The sequence below is a fragment of the Hydrogenophaga luteola genome (assembly GCF_042648585.1).
Lineage (GTDB): Bacteria > Pseudomonadota > Gammaproteobacteria > Burkholderiales > Burkholderiaceae_C > Hydrogenophaga > Hydrogenophaga luteola.
Genome location: NZ_JBHRXX010000007.1, coordinates 246,161 through 267,496, shown reverse-complemented (window position 1 = coordinate 267,496; position 21,336 = coordinate 246,161). Strand labels below are relative to the sequence as shown.

The following is a 21,336-nucleotide window of genomic DNA, read 5'->3' as shown; positions in this document are numbered from 1 at the left end:
GAGTGGTCATGAAACGACGCGACGTGCTCATCCTGGCCGGCGCCCTGCCCCTGGGCGTGAACGCCCAGGTCAGCGACTTGGCCGACGCGATCAACAAGGCTGGCCGCCAGCGCATGCTCTCGCAGCGCATGGGCAAGGCCTGGCTGGCGATGGTGCACAACACCGAGGGCCGGTCGGCCCAGGCCGTTCTTGACAAGTCGATGGCGCTGTTCGACCGCCAGCTGGTCGAACTCAAGGCCTTCGCACCGTCCCCCGAGATCCGCGAGACCTACACCGCGCTGGACGCCGCCTGGAGCGACTACAAGACCGCGCTCGTCGGAGCCACGCCCAGCAAGGCCGGTGCCGCAGCGCTGCTCAAGGCAGACGCCCGCGTGCTGGCGCTGGCCCACCAGGGCACCCAGCAGTACGAGGCGGCCATGGGGCGCCCCGTGGGCAAGCTGGTCAACATCGCCGGCCGCCAGCGCATGCTGTCCCAGCGCATGGCCAAGTTCTACTACGCCGCCACGTTGCCGGTCGATGCTTCGATGGCGATCACCGAGATCGGCAAGGCCCGCACCGAGTTTCTGGCCGCCATGACCACGCTGCGCGACGCGCCCGAAGCGAACGCCCGCATCCGCGACGAGCTGAGCCTGGCCGACAGCCAGTGGTTCTTCTTCGACCAGGCCCTGCAGCGCGTCCAGTCGGGCGCTGCCGCCTCCGCCAAGCCGATGTCGGACGTGTTTGTCACCAGCGAGAACCTGCTCAGCGTGATGGACCGCGTCACCGAGCTTTACGCCAACCTGAAGTCCTGATTACAGAGAAAGCCCCATGAACATGAGCCAATGGACCCCCATCTGCCAGGTTGACGACATTCCCGTGCTCGGCTCGCGCCGCGTGGCGCGCGAGCAGGGTCTGGACGTCGCGATCTTCCGCAACGACCAGGACGAGGTGTTCGCGCTGCTCGACCGCTGCCCGCACAAGGGCGGCCCGCTGAGCCAGGGCATCGTCTTCGGCACCCACGTGGCCTGCCCGCTGCACAACTGGACCATCGGTCTGTGCGACGGCCAGGCCTCGGCGCCCGACGAGGGCTGCACACCCAAGTTCAGCGTGAAGGTGGAGAACGGTCAGGTGTTCCTGGACGCCACGCAGCTCGCGTCTCATGCGACCGATCTGGAACGCCCGATCGCCGGCCCCGCCCGCCGCACCGTCAAGGCCTGAGCCCATGACCGAAACCCGCTCCACCTGCCCGTACTGCGGTGTGGGCTGCGGCGTCATCATCGAAAGCGATGGCCCGCAGATCTCCGGTGTGCGCGGCGACCCGGATCACCCCGCCAACTTCGGCAAGCTCTGCACCAAGGGCAGCACGCTGCACCTGACGGCCACGCCCGCCATCACCCGCCAGACACGGCTGCTGCAGCCCCTGCTGCGGCAGCAGCGCGGCCAGGCGCCGGTGGCCCTGGGCTGGGACGCCGCGCTGGACCGCGTGGCCAGCGAGTTCGGCCGCATCGTGCGCGAGCACGGCCCGGACGCGGTGGGCTTCTACATCAGCGGCCAGTTGCTGACCGAGGACTACTACGTTTTCAACAAGCTCGCAAAGGGCCTCATCGGCACCAACAACGTCGACACCAACTCGCGCCTGTGCATGAGCAGCGCGGTGGCTGGCTACAAGCTCACGCTGGGCGCCGACGCGCCGCCCGCCTGTTACGACGACGTGAACCACGCCCAGTGCCTGTTCATCGTCGGCAGCAACGCGGCCTACGCCCACCCTATCCTGTTCCGCCGCATCGAGGCCGCGAAACAGAACAACCCGGGCATGAAGGTGATCGTGGCCGACCCGCGCCGCACCGACACCGCCGAGCAGGCCGACCTCTACCTGCCCCTGCTGCCGGGCACCGACGTGATGCTGTTCCACGGCCTGCTGCACATCATGCTGTGGGAGGGCTGGACAGATGCCAGCTACATCGCCGCGCACACCAATGGCTTCAACGAACTCAAGGCGTTGGTGCGCGAATGCACGCCCGACGTGGTGGCGCAGACCTGCGGCTTGAAGAAAGAAGACCTGTTCACGGCGGCACAGTGGTTCGCGCAGTCGCCAGCCACGCTCAGCCTGTATTGCCAGGGCCTGAACCAGAGCAGCAGCGGCACAGCCAAGAACGCGACCCTGATCAACCTGCACCTGGCCACCGGCCAGATCGGCAAACCCGGCGCCGGCCCGTTCAGCCTGACCGGCCAGCCCAACGCCATGGGCGGGCGCGAAGTCGGTGGCCTCGCCAACCTGCTGTCCGCCCACCGCGACCTGGCCAACCCCGCGCACCGCGCCGAGGTGGCTGCGCTCTGGGGCGTGGCCGATGTGCCATCGAAACCCGGCAAGACCGCAGTCGAAATGTTCCAGGCCGCGGCCGACGGCGAGATCAAAGCGCTGTGGATCGCGTGCACCAACCCGGCGCAGTCCATGCCCGACCAGGCGACAGTGCGCCGCGCGCTGCAACGCGCCGAGTTCGTGGTGGTGCAGGAAGCGTTTGCGACCGCCGCCACCTGCGACTTCGCCGATCTTCTGCTGCCCGCCACCACCTGGGGTGAAAAGGAAGGCACGGTCACCAACAGCGAGCGCCGCATCAGCCGCGTGCGCGCCGCCGTACCGCCGGCCGGCGAGGCACGACACGACTGGCGCATTGCTGTCGATGTGGCGCGCCGGCTGGAAGCGCAGCTGCGCCCCGGCCTGCCCACCCTCTTCCCCTACGAGACACCCGAATCGATCTGGAACGAACACCGCGAGTCGACCCGCGGTCGCGACCTCGACATCACCGGCCTGTCCTACGACATGCTGGAGCAGCGGGGGCCGCAGCAGTGGCCGCTGCGCGAGGGTGAGAAGACTGGACGCGAGCGCCTGTATGCCGACGGTGTGTTCCCGACCGCCGACGGCAAGGCCCGCTTCTCCGCCCTGCCCTACAAGCCCGTGGCCGAGCAGCGCGAATCGCGCTTCCCCTTCTCGCTGACCACCGGCCGCCTGCGCGACCACTGGCACGGCATGACGCGCACCGGCACCATCGGCCGGCTGTTCGGCCACGTGGCAGAGCCGTCGGTGCAGATGAACCCGCAGGACATGGAACGCCGCGGTCTCAAGAACGGCGAACTCGTGCACGTGACCAGCAAGCGCGGCTCCGTCGTGCTGCCGGTGCAGGGCTCACGCACGGTGCACACAGCACAGGCCTTCATCGCCATGCACTGGGGACCGGAGTACCTGAGCGGCCGCAGCAGCCAGGGCGAACCGCTGGCCGGCGTCAACGCCCTCACCACCTCGGCCTACTGCCCAACGTCCAAGCAACCCGAACTCAAGCACGCGGCGGTCAAAATCCTCAAGGCCGAGCTGCCCTGGACCTTGCTGGGCGTGGCCTGGTTGCCCGAGACCACGGCGCTGACGACGCTGACCGAACTGCGCGCGCTGATGCCGTCGTTCGAGTTCGCCTCCTGCGTGCCTTTCGGCCGCGAGCGCACCGGTGTGCTGTTCCGCGCTGCCGCGCACGAGGTGCCCGAGCCGGCGCTGGTCGAGCGCATCGAAGCACTGCTGGGCCTGAACACGTCCGACACACTGCGCTACGCCGACAAGCGCCGCCAGCAGCGCCGCAGCGCGCGGCTGCAGCGCAACAGTGACGACATCACGCTCGACGCCTTCCTGCTGGCCGGCGACACCAGCGCCGAGTCCTGGATCAAGACCCTGCTGCAGGACGAACTGCCCGCCGGGAGCTACGGCCGCCTGCTGCTGATGCCCGGCGCCGCAGCGCCGGTGGCGGTGGTGGCGAAAAGCCCCCAGGTCTGCACCTGCTTCAACGTCAGAGAAGACGCGATCCGAGGCGCGCTGCCGCGCTGCGATGGCCCCGACGACCAGCGCCTGGCCCAGTTGCAGGGCCAGCTCAAATGCGGCACCAACTGCGGTTCCTGCATCCCGGAGCTGCGGCGGCTGGTCAAGGCGGTGCCCGCTTCCCTGGTAGCCATATAACAAAAAGTGATCTGACCTCGCGGACAATGGCGGCCCATGAGCATCAGCCAGTACATCAAGGAAATCGGGCGCGGCAAGGACGGTGCCCGTTCGCTCACGCGCGAGCAGGCCACCGACCTGTTCGGTCAGGTGCTGGACGGTGCCGTGACCGATCTGGAAGTCGGTGGCTTCTGCCTGGCGATGCGCATCAAGGGCGAAACGCCCGACGAGATGGCCGGCTTCCTGGACGCCACCCACGCGCGCCTGCAGCGCGCCCCTGACAACGGCCTCACCACCGTGGTGCTGCCGAGCTACAACGGTGCGCGCAAGCTGCCGGTGCTCACGCCCCTGCTGGCCCTGCTGCTGGCGCGCGCCGGCGCGGCGGTGCTGGTGCACGGCACGGCCACGGAGGACAAGCGCGTGACCAGCGAGGCGGTGTTCGCCGCGCTGGGGCAGCCGGCCTGGTCGACCGTCGGCACTCTGGGGGGAGGCGAATGTGCCTTCGTGCCCACCGAGGTGCTGCTACCCGGTCTCAAGCGCCTGCTCGATGTGCGCCGTGCCGTCGGCCTGCGCAACCCGGCGCACAGCCTGGTCAAGCTCATGAACTCCTGCGAAGGCCGCGCGCTGATCGTGGGCAGCTACACCCACCCGGAATACGCCGTGTCGATGGCCCAGACCTTCGCCCTGGTGGGCGCCCACGCCCTGCTGCTGCGCGGCACCGAGGGCGAACCCGTGGCCGATGCGCGCCGCACGCCGCAGATGGACGCCTTCCGCGATGGCGAACGCATCCTGCTGCAGCCCGCGCAGGAAGGCTCGCTCGCCAGCCTGCCCGAGCTGCCCAGAGACATCTCGGCCGAAGCCACCGCGGCCTACATCCGCGACGTGCTGGACGGTCGCCTGCCCGTACCGGCCCCGATTGCCCTGCAGGTGGCACACATCCTGCAAGAAGTCTCTCGACCCGCCACACCAGAGACAAACCGCCCCACGGCGGTCAACACACCATGAACATGCCCGCCACCGTCATCACCTCACAAAGTCAGTTCCACCCCGGCACCGTCACCCTCGTGGGCGCCGGTCCGGGCGACCCGGAACTGCTGACCATCAAAGCCGCCAAGGCAATTGCCGCGGCCACCGTGCTGCTGGTGGACGATCTGGTGGGCGACGGTGTGCTGGCACATGCGTCGCCGACCGCGCGCATCGTGTACGTGGGCAAGCGCGGCGGCTGCAAGAGCACGCCGCAGGCCTTCATCGAGAAGCTGATGATCATGGCCGCGCGCGAGGGCGAGGTCGTGGTGCGTCTCAAGGGCGGCGACCCCTTCATCTTCGGCCGCGGCGGTGAAGAGGTCGAACATCTGCGCGAAGCCGGCATCGAGGTGCAGGTGCTCAACGGCATCACGTCCGGCTTGGCCGGTCTGACCTCGCTCGGCGCGCCACTGACCCACCGCGACCACGCACATGGCGTCGTCTTCATCACCGGCCACGCCAAGCCCGGTGACAGCGGCACCGACTGGAAACAGCTCGCCGCCACCGCGCGCGATGCGAAGCTGACCCTGGTGATCTACATGGGCGTCTCCAGCGCGGCACAGATTCAGTCCGACCTGCTCACCGGCCTGCCTCCCGACACGCCGCTGGCCATCATCCAGCACGCCAGCCTGCCGCAGCAGCGCCACGCCGTGTGCACGCTGGGCACCCTCACCGCCACGCTGGCGCAGGAAGGACTGGGCAGCCCCTCGGTGATCGTGGTCGGCGACGTGGTGCGCGGCATCGCGGCGGTGGCCCAACCGCAATCGCAGCGCCGAATGGCCTGAGCTGGCGGGGCCGCCCGCTACACTCCCGCTCCGTCACCACAACAGGCCGCCCACGGCGGCGCGAGAAGGATCGGCGTGCTCGACAAACTCAACGAACTTGCCGAAGGTCACGGCGCGCTCAAGCCCGGGCGCGGGCTGGTGACCGGCGTGCTGGCGCTCAGCCTGGCCTTCCTGTGCTTTCTGGGCGTGCTGGCCTTCCACTTCCCCGAGTACCTGACCACGCCCGAGCTGCGAAGGAGCTACGACGTGGCGATGATCCGCCAGCTGATGTTCTGGTCGCTGGTGGTCGCCGGCGGGCTGAGCCTAGTCAACCTGGTGTTCCGGCGCGCCCCCTGGCTGGCCGCCGCCGCGTTCGCGCTGGTCCTGCTGTCGGCGGTGATGGGTGGCCACAAGGTCGAGGTCGACCCCAACTTCCCCGACCACACGCCCTACATCGGTCTGGACTGGTTCATCCTCGACCTGCTGGGCTCGGCGCTGATTTTCATCTTCATCGAGAAGCTGTTCGCCTTGCGTAAAGACCAGCCGGTGTTCCGGCCCGAGTGGCAGACCGACCTGCACCACTTCATCGTCAACCACATGCTGATCGGCTTCATGCTGCTGGCCACCAACCTGCTGGTGCACAAGCTGTTCGGCTGGGCCGCGGTCGATGGCGTGCGCGGCTGGGTCGGTGCGCTGCCGTTCTGGGTGGCGCTGCCGCTGATCATCCTGGCGGCCGATCTGGTGCAGTACTGGACCCACCGCGCCTACCACGAGGTGCCGCTGCTGTGGCGCCTGCACGCGGTGCACCACAGCGCCAAGCACATGGACTGGCTCGCCGGCTCGCGCCAGCACGTCATCGAAATTCTCATCACCCGCACGCTGGTGCTGGTCCCCGTCTACATGATGGGTTTCTCCAAGGACGTGATCGACGCCTACATCATCGTGGTCGGCTTCCAGGCGGTGTTCAACCACGCCAACGTCAGCGTGCGCCTGGGCCCGCTGCGCCATTTGATTGTGACGCCCAACTTCCACCACTGGCACCACAGCCAGGACCAGGAAGCGCTGGACAAGAACTACGCAGCCCACTTTGCCTTCCTCGACCATCTGTTCGGCACCGCTGTCAAGAGCGATCGCGAATGGCCCGCGCAGTACGGCGTGCTGGGCGACTACGTGCCCAACGGTTTCTGGAAGCAGGTGAAGTTCCCCTTCGTCTGGAAGGGCTGACCCAGTGCAGTCTTTCGATGTGGTGATCGTTGGCGCCGGTGCAGCCGGCCTGTTTTGTGCGGGGGTGGCCGGTCAGCGCGGACTGAAGGTGCTGCTGCTGGACCACAGCGAGAAGGTGGCCGAAAAAATCCGCATTTCGGGCGGCGGCCGCGCCAATTTCACCAACCGCGACATCGATGTGCGCCAGCCGCACAAGCACTTCGTCGGCGAGAACCCGAACTTCTGCCGCTCGGCGCTCTCGCGCTACACGCCGGCCGATTTCATCGCCCTGGTGCAGAAACACGGCATCCCCTTCCATGAAAAGCACAAGGGTCAGCTGTTCTGCAACCGCTCGGCGGGCGACCTGATCGACATGCTGCTGGCCGAATGCGCGGCCGGTGGCGTGACGCGCTGGCAGCCCTGCGGCGTGAAAGCCTTGCGCGCGACCGGCGACGGCGGCTACGAACTCGACACCGATCGGGGGCAGGTGCAGGCGCGCAAGGTGGTGATCGCCACCGGCGGCCTGTCCATCCCGGCCATCGGTGCGACCGACTTCGGTTTCCGCGTGGCCAAGCAGTTCGGCCTGCGCACCGTCGAGCCGCGCCCCGGTCTGGTTCCGCTGACGTTTGACGGTGCCGGCTGGGCGCCCTACGCGGGTCTGGCTGGGCTGGCGCTGCCGGTGCTGATCGAAACAGGCGACAAGAAGAACAGGACCGTATTCGCCGAAGACCTGCTCTTCACCCACCGCGGCCTCTCCGGCCCCGCGGTGCTCCAGATCTCCAGCTACTGGAAGCCCGGCAGCCCGATCCGCATCAACCTCGCGCCCGAGGTCGACCTGCCGGCCGCGCTGGCCGACGCCAAACAGCGCTCGCGCAAGCTGCTGGTCAACGAACTGGCGCAGTGGGTGCCCAGCCGCCTGGCCGAGGCCTGGGTGGCGCAAGACAAGGAATGGCAGCGCCCGGTGGCCGAATGCAGCGACAAGGCGCTGGCCCGGCTGGCCGAGCGGCTGGCGCGCTGGGAACTGGTGCCCACCGGTACGGAGGGCTACAAGAAAGCCGAGGTCACCCTCGGTGGCGTCGACACCCGCGATCTGTCGCAGCAGACCATGGAGTCGAAACAGCCGGGCCTGTACTTCATCGGCGAGGTGGTCGACGTGACCGGCTGGCTGGGCGGTTACAACTTCCAGTGGGCCTGGGCCAGCGCACAGGCCTGCGCCATCGCTCTCTAAACGTCGATTTGAACGCCGTTCAGGCCCCTTCATCAAAGGCTGGCATTCTTCTGGCGTAACGCTATAATCTCGGGCTTTGCTGGCAAACCCTCGCCGGCCAATACTAGTTAACAGGCGGGGGAACTTTGCAGAAACGATGCCTGGGCCCGATCTTCCCGTTCATCCTCTTTCTGTGCATTCTGGAATTTCTTCTTCAATGACGACCATCCGTGTTAAAGACAACGAGCCGTTCGACGTTGCTCTGCGTCGCTTCAAGCGCACCATCGAAAAACTGGGTCTGCTGACCGACCTGCGCGCCCGCGAGTTCTATGAAAAGCCGACCGCCGAGCGCAAGCGCAAGAAGGCCGCCGCCGTCAAGCGCCACTACAAGCGCGTGCGCAGCATGCAGCTGCCCAAGAAGCTGTACTGATCGCCTCAGTCGCTTCGACAAAAACCCGCCCGGGACGCCGCGCGGGTTTTTTTACGCCTGTGCGGCGGATGTCAGGCGGCTTTTCAGGGCCGCGGCCGCCTCCGCCAGCGCAGCCTCGAAGTCGGCCCGCAGCGGGTGCGCGGTGCGCCAGCTGGGGCGGATCAGCGCCACATGGAACGGAATGCTCACGTCCAACGGCCGCACCACCAGCCCGCCCCCGGCCCCGGTGCCCGCCAGTTCCAGTGCGGTCAGCGGGTTGACGATCCCCAGGCCGAGGCCCTGACGCACCAGGGCGCAGACCGACACCGCGCTGGGCGTTTCCAGCCTCAGGACGCGCGTCACGCCCGCCGCGTCGAACAGCGCATCGACCTGCTGCCGGTAGGGGTCGGCCGGTGCGAAGCTGATGAAGGAATGACCGGCGAAATCGGCGGGCGACAGCACAGTCTTCTGCGCCAGCGCATGCCCGGCCGGCAGCACCGCCACCTCGTCGGCCACCAGCAGCGTGTCCAGCGTGCAGGCAGCTGGCGCCTGGTGGCGCTCGGACAGGCCCAAGTCGAAGCGCTGTTCGGACAGCGCCGCCTCCAGCTGAGGTGACTCGATGGGCGTCAGGCCCACCGCCGCCTCGGGCTGTTTCAGGGCGAAGCGGCGCACCGCGTCGGGCAGCAAGGCGTGCGAAAGCGCGGGCAGACAGGCCAGCTGCAGCCGGCCATGGGCGTAGCCCTTGAGCGCCACGGCCGTGGCGGCGATGCGTTCCAGCCCCACATAGGACTGCTCCACCTCTTCCATCAGCGCCAGGGCACGCACCGTGGGCTTGAGCCTCCCCTTGACGCGCTCGAACAGGGCAAAGCCCAGCACCTGCTCCAGCCGCGCCAGCTCGCGGCTGACCGTGGGCTGCGAGGTGTGCAGCAACTCGGCCGCGCGTGTGACGTGGCCGGTGCCCATGACGGCGCGGAAGAAATCGATCTGGCGGTGGCTCAGATTCATATCAGAAATGAATGAAAAACAGATTATCTGGCATTGCTCAATATGATCAGAACCGGGATCATCGCAACCCATGAATCCCTTCTCCGACACCCTCCTCCAGTCCCTCGCCCGCCAGCACGGCACCCCGCTGTGGGTCTACGACGCTGCCACCATCCGCGCCCGCATCGGCGAGCTGCGCGCTTTCGACACCATCCGCTTCGCGCAGAAAGCCAACTCCAACATCCACCTGCTGCGCCTGATGCGCGAGCAGGGCGTGGTGGTCGACGCGGTCTCGCGCGGCGAGATCCTGCGCGCGCTGGTGGCCGGCTTCACCGCCGATGTGAACGCGCAGGGCGCTTCAGGCATCGTCTTCACCGCCGACCTGTTCGATCACGCCACACTGGCCACCGTGGTCGAACACCGTGTGCCGGTCAACGCCGGCTCCATCGACATGCTGCACCAGCTGGGCACGGTCTCGCCCGGCCATGCCGTGTGGCTGCGCATCAACCCCGGTTTCGGCCACGGCCACAGCAACAAGACCAACACCGGCGGCGAACACAGCAAGCACGGCATCTGGCACGCCGAGCTGGACGACGCGCTGGCTGCCGTCCAGCAGCACGGTCTGAAGCTCATCGGCCTGCACATGCACATCGGCTCCGGCGTGGACTACGCGCACCTGCAGGAGGTGTGTCACGCCATGGTGCAACTGGTCAAGCGTGCCGGCACGGACCTGGCGGCCATCTCGGCCGGCGGCGGCCTGTCCATCCCCTACCGCGAAGGCGAGCCACGCATCGACACCGCGCACTACTTCAGCCTCTGGGACGATGCCCGCCGCGAGATTGCCCACCACCTGGGCCACCCGGTGCATCTGGAGCTGGAACCCGGCCGCTTCCTTGTGGCCGAGGCCGGCGTGCTGGTGACCGAGGTGCGCGCCAGCAAACCCATGGGAGCCAACCGTTTCACCCTGGTGGACGCCGGCTTCTCGGATCTGATGCGCCCGTCCATGTACGGCGCCTTCCACGGCATGGGCCTGATCCCGGCCGACGACACGCCTCGTGCCACCGTGGAAACCGTGGTCGCAGGCCCGCTGTGTGAATCGGGCGACGTGTTCACCCAGGCCGAAGGCGGCGTGGTGCTCACACGCGCGCTGCCGCAGGCGAAAGTGGGTGACCTGCTGGTGCTGCACGACGCCGGCGCATACGGCGCGTCCATGTCCAGCAACTACAACAGCCGCCCGCTGGCGGCCGAGGTGCTGGTCGATGGCGACAGCCACCGCCTGATCCGCCGCCGCCAGACGGTGGAGGAGCTGTTGGCTCTCGAAGAGGTCTGAGAAAATCGCAGGTTTTCCAGAACATCACAGCGAGAACACCATGAGCCTCAAAGAGAAGATCACCGACGACATGAAGGCCGCGATGCGCGCCAAGGACAGCGAGCGCCTGGGCACCATCCGCCTGCTGACCGCCGCCATGAAGCAGAAGGAAGTGGACGAGCGCATCGAGCTGGACGACGCGGCCGTGATCGCCGTCATCGACAAGATGGTCAAGCAGCGCAAGGACTCCATCACCGCCTTCGAACAGGGTGGTCGCGCCGACCTGGCGGCCAAGGAAGCCGCCGAACTGGTGGTACTGGAGGCCTACCTGCCCGCACGACTGTCGGCCGACGAGATCACCGCCGAGGTCAAGGCCATCGTGACCGAACTCGGTGCCAAGGGCCCCGGCGACATGGGCAAGGTCATGGGCGCGGTGAAGGCGAAGCTGGCCGGCAAGGCCGACATGGGCCAAGTCTCCGCCGCCGTCAAGGCCGCACTGGCAAGCTGACAGGACGCTGAACACCCCGCGGGGGGTCAGGGTAAACCGGGTCAGGCTGGCGACAGCTGCGTTCCTACACTCGCGGCACTTTTCCGGAGGTGCCCCATGCGAGTTCTGTTCTCCCGTCTGACCCTGGCCCTCGGCCTGTGTGCCGCCGGCCTGGCGCCGGCCCAGGCGCAAACCGGACAGCCGGTCCGCATCGGCGTCATCGGCCCGTTCAGTGGTCCCTCGTCCGACTTCGGCAACCCCATGTTGCACGGCGTGCAGCTGGCGGTCGAAGAGATCAATGCGGTTGGCGGCTACCTGGGCCGTCCGCTGGAGCTGGTGGTCAAGGACGACCAGGGCAACCCGGATGTGGGCCTCAAGGGCTCGCAGGAGCTGGCCAAGGAGGGCGTGATAGCCACCATCGGCTTCTGCAACACCGGAGTGGCCGCCAAATCGCTGGACGTGTTCCAGAACGGCCAGTTGCCGCTGATCATTCCCTGTGCCACCGGCACCCCGCTGACCGCGAAATTCCCGGCTCCGCAGAGCTACATCTTCCGCACCTCCGCGCGCGACGCGATCCAGGCGCCCTTCGTGGTCGACGACCTGGTCAAACGCGGCTGGACCAAAGTCGCCATCTTTGCCGACACCACCGGCTACGGTGAAGCCGGTCTGAAAGACGTCGAAGCGGCATTGGCGGCCAAGCAACTCAAGCCGGTGCATGTGGCCCGCTTCGCGCTGGGCGTCAAGGACCTGGGCAAGGAGCTGACCGCCGCGCGCGACGCCGGCGCCAACGTGGTGTTCAGCTACACCGTCGGCCCGGAGAACGCCACCATCGCCAACGGCCTGCGAGATCTCAAATGGGACGTGCCGCAGGTTGGCGCATGGACACTGTCGTTCCCGTTTTTTATTGAAGGCGCCAAGGCCGCTGCCGACGGCGCGCTGATGGCCCAGACCTTCATCGCCGAACCCAGCAACGAGCGCCGTGCCGCTTTCCTGACCGCCTACCAGCGCAAGTACAAGCACAAGATCGCTGTGCCCATGGCGGCGGCTCAGTCCTACGACAGCACCTACCTGTTGACCTACGCACTGTTCTCGATCCGCGACGGCAAGTTCACCGGCCCCGCGGTCAAGGCGGCACTGGAGAACATCCCCCGCGTGTACTACGGCGTCGTCTCGACCTACGAGAAGCCCTTCAGCGCCGACGACAAGGATGCGGTCACGCCCAACATGCTGGTCATGGGCAAGGTCAAGAGCGGCGCGGTGACTTTCGCCTACCCGGAAGACGCACGCCGCAACCTGGTGGTCCAGAGGAAGAAGTGACCGGCGATGCGCCGCCGGGCCATCAAGCTCGCGCGAGGATGAGCGCAGTCCCGGTCACTGCCAGCACCGCCCCGACCCAGGCCCCCACCGCCGGCCGGCGTCGGTAGACCGCCCAGAGCAGCGGCAGCAGCAGCACGGGCGTCACCGAGGAGAAGATCGCCACCAGGCCGGCCTGGCCGTGGCGCATGGCGTAGAGAATCAGCGTCATGCCCAGCGCCATCGCCACGGCAGCGCTTAGGAAAGTCAGCAGCGCATCGCGCAACCGCAGCGGCTGCTTGGCCCGGGCGCCCGGCCAGCCCGAGGCCAGCAGCAGCCCATGCGCCGCCAGCGCCAGGCTCATGCGCACCGCCGAGGCGCTGATCGCGTCGATCCCGGTCGCCATCAGCGGCTTGAGCATCAGCGTCGCCACCGACTGGCACAGGGCCGCCACCAGGCCCAGCCCCACACCGACCAGCAAGCGGCCACGCGTCTGCTCCCAGCCATGCGACTCGTCCTCGCGCTTTCCCCAGAGCACGGCCATCATCACGCCGCCCACCAGCAGCGCGCTGCCCACCAGCGCCCAGCCACGGATCACCTCGCTCAGGAACAACCAGGCCAGCAGGGCCGAGAACATCGCATGGGTGGCGAACAGCACGCCGGAGCGGCGCGGGCCCAGGCGGTTCATGCAGGCGAACAGCGCGGTGTCGCCGATGAAGATACCGATTACGCCCGACAGGCCCAGCAGGCCGATGGCCACCGCGTCCAGATCGCTCCAGCCACCGCCGGCCAGGGCCAGCGTCCAGAGGACGGCGCTGGCGAACAGCATGCGCCAGCGGCTGAAGGCAAACGCCCCCAGGCGCTGCGCCGGTGGCGCGGAGAAGAGACTGGACACCGCCCAGCTGGCGGCGGCCACGACCGCTAGTGCCTCGGGCCGCATCCGATTCAGCGCAGGGCCGCCCCAAGCTGTATCAGCCCCAGGCACCGGCGGGCGCCGGGGCCCTTCCCTGCGCCGGGGGAGCGACCCGCAGAGCGGAGCGTGGGGGCCACGGCCTAGCTCCCGGCGACCTTCATGCGGTTGATCAGGATCGAACCAACGGTCTTGGAGCCATAGTTGTACGCATCGGCACCCACGGCCTCGATACCCTTGAGCATGTCCTTGAGGTTGCCGGCGATGGTGATTTCCTGCACCGGAAACGCGATCTCGCCGTTCTCGACCCAGTAGCCCGAGGCGCCGCGCGAGTAGTCGCCGGTCACGTAGTTCACGCCCTGGCCCATCAGCTCGGTGACGAACAGGCCCCGGCCGAGCTTCTTGATCATCGCGTTCAGGTCGTCGCCCGACTGCGTCAGGCGGCTGGACAGCGTGAGGTTGTGCGAGCCGCCGGCGTTGCCCGTGGTGCGCATGCCCAGCTTGCGCGCCGAGTAGGTGGAGAGGAAATAGCCCTGCACCTTGCCGGCCGACAGCACCTTGCGGCGAACCGTCTTCACGCCCTCGTCGTCGAAGGGCGCGCTGCCCTTGCCGCCCACGATGTGCGGGTCTTCCAAGATGTCGAGGTGCGGTGCCATCACCTTCTTGCCCAGGCTGTTGGCCAGGAAGGTGGTCTTGCGGTAGAGCGCGCCGCCGCTGGTGGCCTGCACGTAGGCGCCCAGCAGACCGGCGGCCAGTGGCGACTCAAACAGCACCGGGCATTCGGTGGTCGGGATCTTGCGGGCGTTCAGGCGCGAGAGCGCGCGCTCGGCGGCGTAGCGGCCCACGGCCTCGGGCGTGGCCAGGTCCTGCGGCGCCCGCACCGAGCTGTACCAGTAGTCGCGCTGCATGTTCGCGCCCTTGCCCGCAATCGGAGCCACCGACAGGCTGTGGCGCGAGCTGGCATAGCCGCCGCAGAAGATGCCTGGCCGGCCGCGCTCGCCCCCCCGCATGTGGGCGGTGAAGAAGTGCGACTGCTGGGCCGAGACACTCGCGCCCTCGCTGTTGCTGATCTTCTTGCTGGTGGCAAAGGCCGCCTGCTCGCAGGCCAGCGCGAGGCGCACCGCCTCGTCGGACGTGATGGCCCAGGGGTGGAACAGGTCCAGGTCGGGGTAGCGGTCGGCGATGTCCTCGGGGTCCGGCAGGCCGGCCACCGGGTCCTCGGCGGTGAAGCGCGCGATGTCGTAGGCCGCCTGCACCGTCTGGCGCACCGCCTCGGGCGAGAAGTCGGAGGTCGAGGCGTTGCCGCGGCGGCGGCCCAGGTAGACCGTCACCCCCAGCGACTTGTCGCGGTTGCGCTCGACGTTCTCCAGCTCGCCCTTGCGCACGCTGACGTTCAGGCCGGCGCCTTCCGAGACTTCAGCGGCCGCGTCCGCCGCCCCGAGGCGCTTCGCCTCGGCCAGCGCGAGGTCCACTACCTCCTCGAAGCGGCTGCGCGAATACTGGAACCCGGCCAGCGGTGCGGAGGGATCGGGCGGGGTGGAAACGGGGGCGGTGGGGGTTTTTTTCATGTCGGCGGCTATGATACTTGCCGCCCTCTTTCCCCCTGCCCCATGTCCCGCAAACCCACAAAAGGCTACTTCGTCCGCGGCCATTTCGTCGCCGTCGGCAGCGAACTGGACCTCGAACTCAAACGCGAACTCAAGGGTTCGGTCGACATGAGCAAGACCGACCTCAAGAAGCACAGCGACCACCTGCAGTCGTTGGGCGAGAGCCTGCTGACGCTGCGCGGCGACCTCATGACCCGGCTGCGTGAACAGCACGAGGGCATCGACGACAAGCTGATCGACGCGCTGCAGGAGGCCAAGCGCATCACCAACTTCGAGGGCAAGCGCCGCCAGATGCAGTTCATCGGCAAGCTCATGCGCAAGCTGGATGAAGACACGGTCGCCGCCATCGAAGCCGCCCTCGAAGAACAGCGCAAGCCTTCGGCCCGCGAAACCCTGGCCCTGCACCAGGCCGAACAATGGCGCGACCGCCTGATCTCCGACGACGGCGCGCTCACCGACTGGATGCAGACCGCGCCCGAGACCGACGTGCAGCAGCTGCGCGCCCTGATCCGCCAGGCCCGCAAGGACGCCCAGGGCGTGGCCGAACGCCCCGGCGAGGCCCAGCGCCATGGCAAGGCCTACCGCGAGATCTTCCAGCTGGTGCGCGCCGCGCAGAACCGCGACGACACCGACGAAACCACCTCCGCAGAAGACGACCATGAGTGAAACCTTCGACCCGGTGCGCATCGGCATCGTCTCCATCAGCGACCGCGCCAGCACCGGCGTCTACGAAGACAAGGGGTTGCCGGCACTGCGCGAGTGGCTCACCCGCGCGCTGAAGAACCCGACCACCTTCGAAGAACGCCTGATCCCCGACGAGCAGGCGACCATCAGCGCGACCCTGATCGAACTGGTCGACGCTGGCTGCGCCCTGGTGCTGACCACCGGCGGCACCGGCCCCGCCAGGCGCGACGTGACGCCCGAGGCCACCCTGGCCGTGGCGCACAAGGAAATGCCCGGTTTCGGCGAACAGATGCGGCAGATCAGCCTGGCCTTCGTTCCCACGGCCATCCTCTCGCGCCAGGTCGCGGTGATCCGCGACAACAGCCTGATCATCAACCTGCCGGGCCAGCCGAAGGCGATCGCCGAGACGCTGGAAGGCGCGAAGAACGCCGACGGCAGCGTGCGCGTCAACGGCATCTTCGCCGCCGTGCCGTACTGCATCGACCTGATCGGCGGGCCCTACCTCGAAACCAACGATGACGTGATCAAGGCTTGGCGTCCGAAGAACGCCGTGCGTCCGGCGCGCCAATGACCCTCAGGAAAGCACCATGAACATCACCAAAGACACCGTCGTCACCCTCACCTTCCGCGCCAGCGACGCCAGCGGCAAGCTGCTCGAAGACGGCAAGACGCCGCGCAGCTACCTGCATGGCGGCTATGGCAACACCCTGCCGGGCATCGAGGCGGCGCTGGAAGGCCAGGCGGCCGGTTACCAGACCACCGTGAAGCTCGCGCCAGCCGACGCCTTCGGCGAACGCGACGAGTCGCTGGTCACAACCATTCCGAAGAAGGACTTCCCGCCCGGCGTCAAGGTCGGTGGCCAGCTCGAAGGCCACGACGACCAGGGCCAGCACCAGGTGTTCACCGTCGTCAAGATCAAGGGCGATACCGTGCACCTGGACGGCAACCACCCGCTGGCCGGCCAGACGCTGACCTTCCAGCTCAAGGTGCTGGACATCAAGGCCGCGACTGCGGAAGAGATCGCCCACGGCCACGCCCACGGTGCGCACGGCCACCACCATTGAGTCGCCGATCCCCGCTGATCGCCTCCCTCGATTTCCCGGACACCGCGCCCGAAGCCCGGCCCGGCGCCCGGCTGCGGCTGGGTTTTGAACATCCGCTGGCGGTGATCGAGGCCTGGTCGCTGGACCAGGTGTTGCCGGCCGTCGAACAGGTGCAAGCGCATGCAGCGGCCGGCCGCTGGTGTGTCGGCGGACTGGCCTACGAGGCGGCGCTGGCGTTCGACCCCGCACTGCCTGTGTGCCCGGCCGCCCCCCGCTGGCCGCTGGTGTGGTTCGGCGTCTACGACACGCCTTCAGAAGCGCCCACCCAACAGCCTCGAGTCCCCGCCCGAGTCGACTGGCGCCCGGACTGGGACCGCCCGCGCTACCTGCACCAGGCCGATGCCGCGCGCCAGGCGATGGCGGCGGGCGAGTGTTACCAGATCAACCTCACCACGGCCCTTCAAGGCGCGCTGGGCGGCGACCCCGCGGGCTGGATGGACGCGCTGCAGCGCCACCAGGGCAGCGGCTACCTGCTGCGGCTGGGCGATGGGGAGCGCCAGGTGCTCAGCGCCTCGCCCGAGCTGTTCTTCGACTGGCAACCCGATTCGCAGGGCGGCCGCCTGCACTGCCGTCCGATGAAGGGGACGGCGGCACGCGAGAGCGATCCGGCGCTCGACCGGGCCGCACGCGACGCGCTGCGCGCCAGCACCAAGGAGCGCGCCGAGAACGTGATGATCGTGGACCTGCTGCGCAGCGACATGGGGCGCCTGGCGCAGACCGGCAGCGTGCAGGTGGACCGCCTGCTGGAGGTGGAAGCCTGGCCCACCGTGTGGCAGATGACCTCCAGCCTGTCCGCCCGGCTTCGTCCGGGCACCGCCTTGACCGATGTGCTGACCGCGCTGTTCCCCTGCGGCAGCGTCACCGGTGCACCCAAGCGGCGCGCCATGCACCACATCGCCGCACTGGAGGACGCGCCGCGCGGCTTCTACTGCGGCGCCCTCGGCGTGGTGCGGCCCGGAGGCCACACCACCTTCAATGTGCCGATCCGCACCGTCTGTCTGCACCGTGGCGAGGGCGCGACCACCGATGACCACTGGCACGCCCGTTACGGCGTGGGCAGCGGCCTGACCGTGTGCGCCGACCCTGCTGCCGAATGGAGAGAACTGATGACCAAAAGCCGCCACCTGCACCGCATCGGCGAGCCCTTCGAGCTGCTGGAGACCCTGCGCCTTGACCAGGGCCGCTACTGGCTGCTGACGCACCACCTCGACCGCCTGCGCGAGAGCGCGGCCCACCTCGGCCACCGCTTCGACCCGGCAGCGGTGGACAGCGCGCTCGAAGCCGTGCGCCAGGCCCACCCGCAGGATCTGTGGCGCGTGCGCCTCCTGCTGGACGCTTCGGGCCGGACCGACGCCCAGGCCCACGCCATGACCGAAACCGCTTCGCCCGTGCGGGTGGCGCTGGCGCCCGCGCCGCTGAGCACAGAAGAGGCGCTTCAGGAGTTCATCCGGCACAAGACCACGCGGCGCGCGCACTACGAGGCGCTCGCGCCCACCGACCCGGCCGTGTTCGACCACCTGCTGTTCAACCAGCGCGGCGAGCTCACCGAGTTCACGCGCGGCAATGTCGCCATTCAGCTGGACGGGCAGTGGTGGACGCCGTCACTGGACTGCGGCCTGCTGCCCGGCACCTACCGGCGCGAGCTGCTGGCGCAGGGTCGGCTGAAGGAGGCGGTGATCCCCATGGAGCGGCTCGCACAGGCCCAGGGCCTGGCCTTCTTCAACAGCCTGCGCGGCTGGCTCGACGCCACACTGGCTCCAGCGCCGCCGCCGTGATCACTTGCCCACCAGCTGGTTGAGCTTCTCCGCCTCGAAACACTCGGTCTTGGCGGCGTCGGCCGGCACGCAGTCCTTCTGCGCCAGCGACAGCTTCTCGATCGCCTGCCACAGCAGCGCGATCTGGTGCTCCTGCCCGGCGGCGCTGTCGATCAGGCTGCGCATGGCCTGCGACAGCGGGTCGTCTTCCTGCGTGATGCCGTAGGCCTGGAACTTCGGGTGCGCCTCGGTCACGTCGGCGCTCTCGCCCGACTTGCTGGGAATGATGCGCGCCGGAATGCCGACTGCCGTCGCGCCCGCCGGCACCGGCTTGATCACCACCGCGTTGCTGCCGATCTTGGCGCCGTCGCCGACCACAAAGCCGCCCAGCACCTTGGCGCCTGCGCTGACCACCACGTCCTTGCCCAGCGTGGGATGGCGCTTGGTGCCCTTGTAGAGCGAGGTGCCGCCCAGGGTCACGCCCTGGTAGATGGTGCAGCCATCGCCGATCTCGGCCGTCTCGCCCACCACCGTGCCCATCGCGTGGTCGAAGAACACGCGCTCGCCCAGCTTCGCGCCGGGGTGGATCTCGATGCCGGTGAGAAAACGGCCCAGGTGCGACGTGAAGCGCCCCAGCCACTTGAGCCCGTGGGTCCAGAACCAGTGGGCCGGCCGATGCAGCCAGACGGCGTGCAAACCCGGATAACAGGTGATCACTTCCCAGGTGCTGCGCGCGGCGGGGTCGCGCTCGAGGATGCACTGGATGTCGGATCGGATTCGGGCAAACATGGGGCCGGGAGTATGTGAACGGGGAGCCAGTCTAGCGCTTCGCGCGCTCGGCCGTTTGCAGCATCGCCTTGGCAACACCGCGCAGGATGTGGATTTCCTCTGGCGTGGGTTGCGCCCGGTTGAACAGCGCGTTCAGGCGCGGCATCAGCTTCTTGGGTGCCGCAGGGTCCAGAAAGTCCACCGCGACCAGCGCCTGCTCCAGGTGCCCCAGCATGCCGGCGACCGAGGCGGCATCGGCCGCAGGCCGCTCGGGCAGGGTCGGCGGCAGCGCAAAACCGCCCAGCGCCTGGCGCCAGTCGTAGGCAATCAGCTGCACCGCGGCGGCGAGGTTGAGCGAACCAAAACCCTCGCTGGTGGGGATCGACAGGCAGGCGTGGCAGCGGTAGACGTCCTCGTTGCGCATACCGAAGCGCTCGGAACCGAAGAGGAAAGCGATGCCCTCGGGCTGCACCGCGTCGGGCGCGGCGGCCTCGGCCAGGAACTGGGCGAAATGCTCGCGCGGAGCCCGTGTGGGCGGGCCGAAGTCGCGCGGCGTCATGGCGGTGGCGCAGAGGTGGCTCACACCCTCCAGCGCCTCGTCCAGCGTCTCGACGATGCGCGCATTGGCAAGCACGTCGTTGGCACCGCTGGCGCGCTGGATTGTCTCCTCGCGCCGCAGCACATTGGCCCAGCGCGGTGCCACCAACACCAGGTCGTCGAAGCCCATGACCTTCATGGCACGGGCCGCGCCACCCACGTTGCCGGCGTGACTGGTCTGGATCAGGATGAATCTCGTGCGCATGGTGTGGAATCCGTCTCGGCGCCGCCTCAGCCGCGCCCGGTAAAATGCCGGGTATTGTCGCCGCCCCGCATCGCCGGGCACCGCGCTCCTGCTCATCACCCTGCCCACGACCGCGTCCCGCGGCCCCGTCAAGGAACACAATTCATGTCGTCCAACCTCCACCCCATGCTGAACGTGGCCATCAAGGCCGCTCGCGCCGCCGGCGCCATCATCAACCGCGCCGCCCTCGATGTCGAAACCGTGCGCGTGACCACCAAGCAGACCAACGATTTCGTCACCGAAATCGACCATGCGGCGGAGGCTGCGATCATCGAGACCCTGCTGACGGCCTACCCCGACCACGGCATCTGGGCCGAAGAATCCGGACGGCGCGAAGGCAAGGGCCGCGACAAGAACCACGTCTGGATCATCGATCCGCTGGACGGCACCACCAACTTCATCCACGGCTTCCCGGTCTACTGCGTGAGCATCGCGCTCATGGTGAACGGACGCATCGAACAGGGCGTGGTCTACGACCCGACCCGCAACGACCTGTTCTGTGCCACGCGCGGCCGCGGCGCCTACCTCAACGACCGGCGCATCCGCGTCGCCAAGCGCACCACGCTGCGCGACTGCTTGATTTCCACTGGCTTCCCGTTCCGCCCAGGCGACGCCTTCCAGACCTACCTGCAGATGCTGGCCGACGTGATGCCCAAGTGCGCGGGCGTGCGCCGCCCCGGCTCCGCCGCGCTGGACCTGGCCTATGTGGCGGCCGGTTTCTCCGACGGATTCTTTGAAATGGGCCTCTCGCCCTGGGACGTGGCCGCCGGTGCCCTGCTGGTGACCGAGGCCGGCGGCCTGATCGGCAATTTCACCGGCGAGGCCGATTTCCTGGAGCAGCGCGAGTGCATGGCCGCCAACCCGCGCATCTACGGCCAGCTGGTGGGCCTGACCGGCAAGTACAGCAAGTTCGCCAGCGCGGGCGACAAGGCCTCGGTGCGGCAGACGCTCGCCAAGACGCCAGAGGTGGCCGAAGACCAGCCCTCCGGCACCGATACGCCACCTGCGGAGCCCTCCGCCCCCTTCTGAGCAGAC

21 protein-coding genes are annotated in these 21,336 nt (G+C 68.2%); 16 read left to right on the top strand and 5 right to left on the bottom strand.

Translation table 11 applies throughout. The annotated features are described in order from the left end of the window. Positions 1-8: 8 nt before the first annotated feature. The 8 genes from ACFOPI_RS15995 (at position 9) to rpsU (ending at position 8,582) form a co-directional block, all read left to right on the top strand. A complete protein-coding gene (locus ACFOPI_RS15995; protein WP_382175794.1) occupies positions 9-791 on the top strand; it encodes a type IV pili methyl-accepting chemotaxis transducer N-terminal domain-containing protein in 783 nt (260 codons plus the stop codon). A 22-nt stretch (positions 792-813) separates the two neighbouring features. Next, entirely contained in the window at positions 814-1,197 is a 384-nt protein-coding gene (gene nirD, locus ACFOPI_RS15990) for a nitrite reductase small subunit NirD (RefSeq protein WP_066262115.1), read from the top strand. 4 nt (positions 1,198-1,201) lie between these two features. After that, the gene (locus tag ACFOPI_RS15985) at positions 1,202-3,976 is read left to right on the top strand and encodes a nitrate reductase (protein WP_382175791.1); all 2,775 of its coding nucleotides are present in this window, start codon (positions 1,202-1,204) and stop codon (positions 3,974-3,976) included. Positions 3,977-4,012: 36 nt separating this feature from the next. After that, on the top strand, positions 4,013-4,960 hold the full coding sequence (gene ybiB, locus ACFOPI_RS15980) for a DNA-binding protein YbiB (protein ID WP_382175788.1): 948 nt from the start codon (positions 4,013-4,015) through the stop codon (positions 4,958-4,960). Further along, positions 4,957-5,763: a uroporphyrinogen-III C-methyltransferase gene (gene cobA / locus ACFOPI_RS15975; protein WP_382175786.1), complete on the top strand. Its 807-nt coding sequence runs from the start codon at positions 4,957-4,959 to the stop codon at positions 5,761-5,763. The genes ybiB and cobA overlap by 4 nt, the downstream gene beginning before the upstream one ends. A 75-nt stretch (positions 5,764-5,838) precedes the next feature. Beyond that, positions 5,839-6,966 (top strand): sterol desaturase family protein, encoded by a 1,128-nt coding sequence (locus ACFOPI_RS15970; protein WP_382175784.1) that lies wholly within the window; start codon positions 5,839-5,841, stop codon positions 6,964-6,966. A 4-nt stretch (positions 6,967-6,970) separates the two neighbouring features. Next, positions 6,971-8,173 carry a BaiN/RdsA family NAD(P)/FAD-dependent oxidoreductase gene (locus tag ACFOPI_RS15965; protein ID WP_382175781.1) on the top strand — a complete coding sequence of 401 codons (1,203 nt, stop codon included), beginning with the start codon at positions 6,971-6,973 and terminating at the stop codon, positions 8,171-8,173. A gap of 196 nt (positions 8,174-8,369) precedes the next feature. Continuing rightward, positions 8,370-8,582, top strand: coding sequence for a 30S ribosomal protein S21 (gene rpsU, locus ACFOPI_RS15960; protein WP_056273869.1), 213 nt, complete (start codon positions 8,370-8,372; stop codon positions 8,580-8,582). A 51-nt stretch (positions 8,583-8,633) separates the two neighbouring features. Here rpsU and ACFOPI_RS15955 read toward each other — a convergent pair whose 3' ends face one another. Further along, positions 8,634-9,566 carry a LysR family transcriptional regulator gene (locus ACFOPI_RS15955; RefSeq protein WP_382175779.1) on the bottom strand — a complete coding sequence of 311 codons (933 nt, stop codon included), beginning with the start codon at positions 9,564-9,566 and terminating at the stop codon, positions 8,634-8,636. Positions 9,567-9,636: 70 nt separating this feature from the next. Between ACFOPI_RS15955 and lysA the strand changes: the two genes are divergently transcribed. The 3 genes from lysA to ACFOPI_RS15940 all read left to right on the top strand — a co-directional run bounded on the left by lysA (position 9,637) and on the right by ACFOPI_RS15940 (position 12,658). After that, positions 9,637-10,875, top strand: coding sequence for a diaminopimelate decarboxylase (lysA, locus tag ACFOPI_RS15950; protein ID WP_382175776.1), 1,239 nt, complete (start codon positions 9,637-9,639; stop codon positions 10,873-10,875). A gap of 40 nt (positions 10,876-10,915) precedes the next feature. Then, on the top strand, positions 10,916-11,362 hold the full coding sequence (locus ACFOPI_RS15945; protein ID WP_382175774.1) for a GatB/YqeY domain-containing protein: 447 nt from the start codon (positions 10,916-10,918) through the stop codon (positions 11,360-11,362). A gap of 96 nt (positions 11,363-11,458) precedes the next feature. Beyond that, positions 11,459-12,658, top strand: a complete 1,200-nt coding sequence (locus tag ACFOPI_RS15940; RefSeq protein ID WP_382175772.1) for an ABC transporter substrate-binding protein — start codon at positions 11,459-11,461, stop codon at positions 12,656-12,658. A gap of 22 nt (positions 12,659-12,680) precedes the next feature. Here the strand turns inward: ACFOPI_RS15940 and ACFOPI_RS15935 are convergent, their stop codons facing one another. Next, entirely contained in the window at positions 12,681-13,550 is an 870-nt protein-coding gene (locus ACFOPI_RS15935) for a DMT family transporter (protein WP_449272025.1), read from the bottom strand. Positions 13,551-13,687: 137 nt separating this feature from the next. Beyond that, positions 13,688-15,112, bottom strand: coding sequence for a metalloprotease PmbA (gene pmbA / locus ACFOPI_RS15930; RefSeq protein WP_382175767.1), 1,425 nt, complete (start codon positions 15,110-15,112; stop codon positions 13,688-13,690). A gap of 42 nt (positions 15,113-15,154) precedes the next feature. Here pmbA and yjgA point away from each other — a divergent pair, with 42 nt between their 5' ends. The 4 genes from yjgA to ACFOPI_RS15910 are packed head-to-tail and all read left to right on the top strand — an operon-like array spanning position 15,155 to position 18,713. Continuing rightward, positions 15,155-15,817 carry a ribosome biogenesis factor YjgA gene (gene yjgA / locus ACFOPI_RS15925; protein WP_382175764.1) on the top strand — a complete coding sequence of 221 codons (663 nt, stop codon included), beginning with the start codon at positions 15,155-15,157 and terminating at the stop codon, positions 15,815-15,817. After that, on the top strand, positions 15,810-16,406 hold the full coding sequence (mog, locus tag ACFOPI_RS15920; protein ID WP_382175761.1) for a molybdopterin adenylyltransferase: 597 nt from the start codon (positions 15,810-15,812) through the stop codon (positions 16,404-16,406). The genes yjgA and mog overlap by 8 nt, the downstream gene beginning before the upstream one ends. A gap of 16 nt (positions 16,407-16,422) precedes the next feature. Beyond that, positions 16,423-16,899: an FKBP-type peptidyl-prolyl cis-trans isomerase gene (locus ACFOPI_RS15915; protein ID WP_382175758.1), complete on the top strand. Its 477-nt coding sequence runs from the start codon at positions 16,423-16,425 to the stop codon at positions 16,897-16,899. Further along, complete coding sequence (locus ACFOPI_RS15910) at positions 16,896-18,713, top strand: chorismate-binding protein (protein WP_382175756.1); 1,818 nt, start codon at positions 16,896-16,898, stop codon at positions 18,711-18,713. The genes ACFOPI_RS15915 and ACFOPI_RS15910 overlap by 4 nt, the downstream gene beginning before the upstream one ends. On the opposite strand, the gene cysE is transcribed toward ACFOPI_RS15910, so the two are convergent. Together cysE and ACFOPI_RS15900 are read right to left on the bottom strand one after the other, a co-directional pair. Next, positions 18,714-19,481, bottom strand: a complete 768-nt coding sequence (cysE, locus tag ACFOPI_RS15905; RefSeq protein ID WP_382175753.1) for a serine O-acetyltransferase — start codon at positions 19,479-19,481, stop codon at positions 18,714-18,716. Between the two features lie 31 nt (positions 19,482-19,512). Next, positions 19,513-20,262, bottom strand: a complete 750-nt coding sequence (locus ACFOPI_RS15900; protein WP_382175751.1) for an RNA methyltransferase — start codon at positions 20,260-20,262, stop codon at positions 19,513-19,515. Between the two features lie 144 nt (positions 20,263-20,406). Between ACFOPI_RS15900 and ACFOPI_RS15895 the strand changes: the two genes are divergently transcribed. After that, positions 20,407-21,330, top strand: a complete 924-nt coding sequence (locus ACFOPI_RS15895; protein ID WP_382175749.1) for an inositol monophosphatase family protein — start codon at positions 20,407-20,409, stop codon at positions 21,328-21,330. Positions 21,331-21,336 lie beyond the last annotated feature (6 nt).

Bases quoted from the DNA above. Each gene is read 5' to 3' on its own strand.
- lysA (WP_382175776.1), top strand. From the start codon at position 9,637: ATGAATCCCTTCTCCGACACCCTCCTCCAGTCCCTCGCCCGCCAGCAC.
- cysE (WP_382175753.1), bottom strand. From the start codon at position 19,481: ATGTTTGCCCGAATCCGATCCGACATCCAGTGCATCCTCGAGCGCGAC.
- ACFOPI_RS15915 (WP_382175758.1), top strand. From the start codon at position 16,423: ATGAACATCACCAAAGACACCGTCGTCACCCTCACCTTCCGCGCCAGC.
- pmbA (WP_382175767.1), bottom strand. From the start codon at position 15,112: ATGAAAAAAACCCCCACCGCCCCCGTTTCCACCCCGCCCGATCCCTCC.
- nirD (WP_066262115.1), top strand. From the start codon at position 814: ATGAGCCAATGGACCCCCATCTGCCAGGTTGACGACATTCCCGTGCTC.
- ACFOPI_RS15985 (WP_382175791.1), top strand. From the start codon at position 1,202: ATGACCGAAACCCGCTCCACCTGCCCGTACTGCGGTGTGGGCTGCGGC.
- ACFOPI_RS15955 (WP_382175779.1), bottom strand. From the start codon at position 9,566: ATGAATCTGAGCCACCGCCAGATCGATTTCTTCCGCGCCGTCATGGGC.
- rpsU (WP_056273869.1), top strand. From the start codon at position 8,370: ATGACGACCATCCGTGTTAAAGACAACGAGCCGTTCGACGTTGCTCTG.
- ACFOPI_RS15900 (WP_382175751.1), bottom strand. From the start codon at position 20,262: ATGCGCACGAGATTCATCCTGATCCAGACCAGTCACGCCGGCAACGTG.
- ybiB (WP_382175788.1), top strand. From the start codon at position 4,013: ATGAGCATCAGCCAGTACATCAAGGAAATCGGGCGCGGCAAGGACGGT.
- ACFOPI_RS15895 (WP_382175749.1), top strand. From the start codon at position 20,407: ATGTCGTCCAACCTCCACCCCATGCTGAACGTGGCCATCAAGGCCGCT.
- mog (WP_382175761.1), top strand. From the start codon at position 15,810: ATGAGTGAAACCTTCGACCCGGTGCGCATCGGCATCGTCTCCATCAGC.
- ACFOPI_RS15945 (WP_382175774.1), top strand. From the start codon at position 10,916: ATGAGCCTCAAAGAGAAGATCACCGACGACATGAAGGCCGCGATGCGC.
- ACFOPI_RS15995 (WP_382175794.1), top strand. From the start codon at position 9: ATGAAACGACGCGACGTGCTCATCCTGGCCGGCGCCCTGCCCCTGGGC.
- yjgA (WP_382175764.1), top strand. From the start codon at position 15,155: ATGTCCCGCAAACCCACAAAAGGCTACTTCGTCCGCGGCCATTTCGTC.
- ACFOPI_RS15940 (WP_382175772.1), top strand. From the start codon at position 11,459: ATGCGAGTTCTGTTCTCCCGTCTGACCCTGGCCCTCGGCCTGTGTGCC.
- cobA (WP_382175786.1), top strand. From the start codon at position 4,957: ATGAACATGCCCGCCACCGTCATCACCTCACAAAGTCAGTTCCACCCC.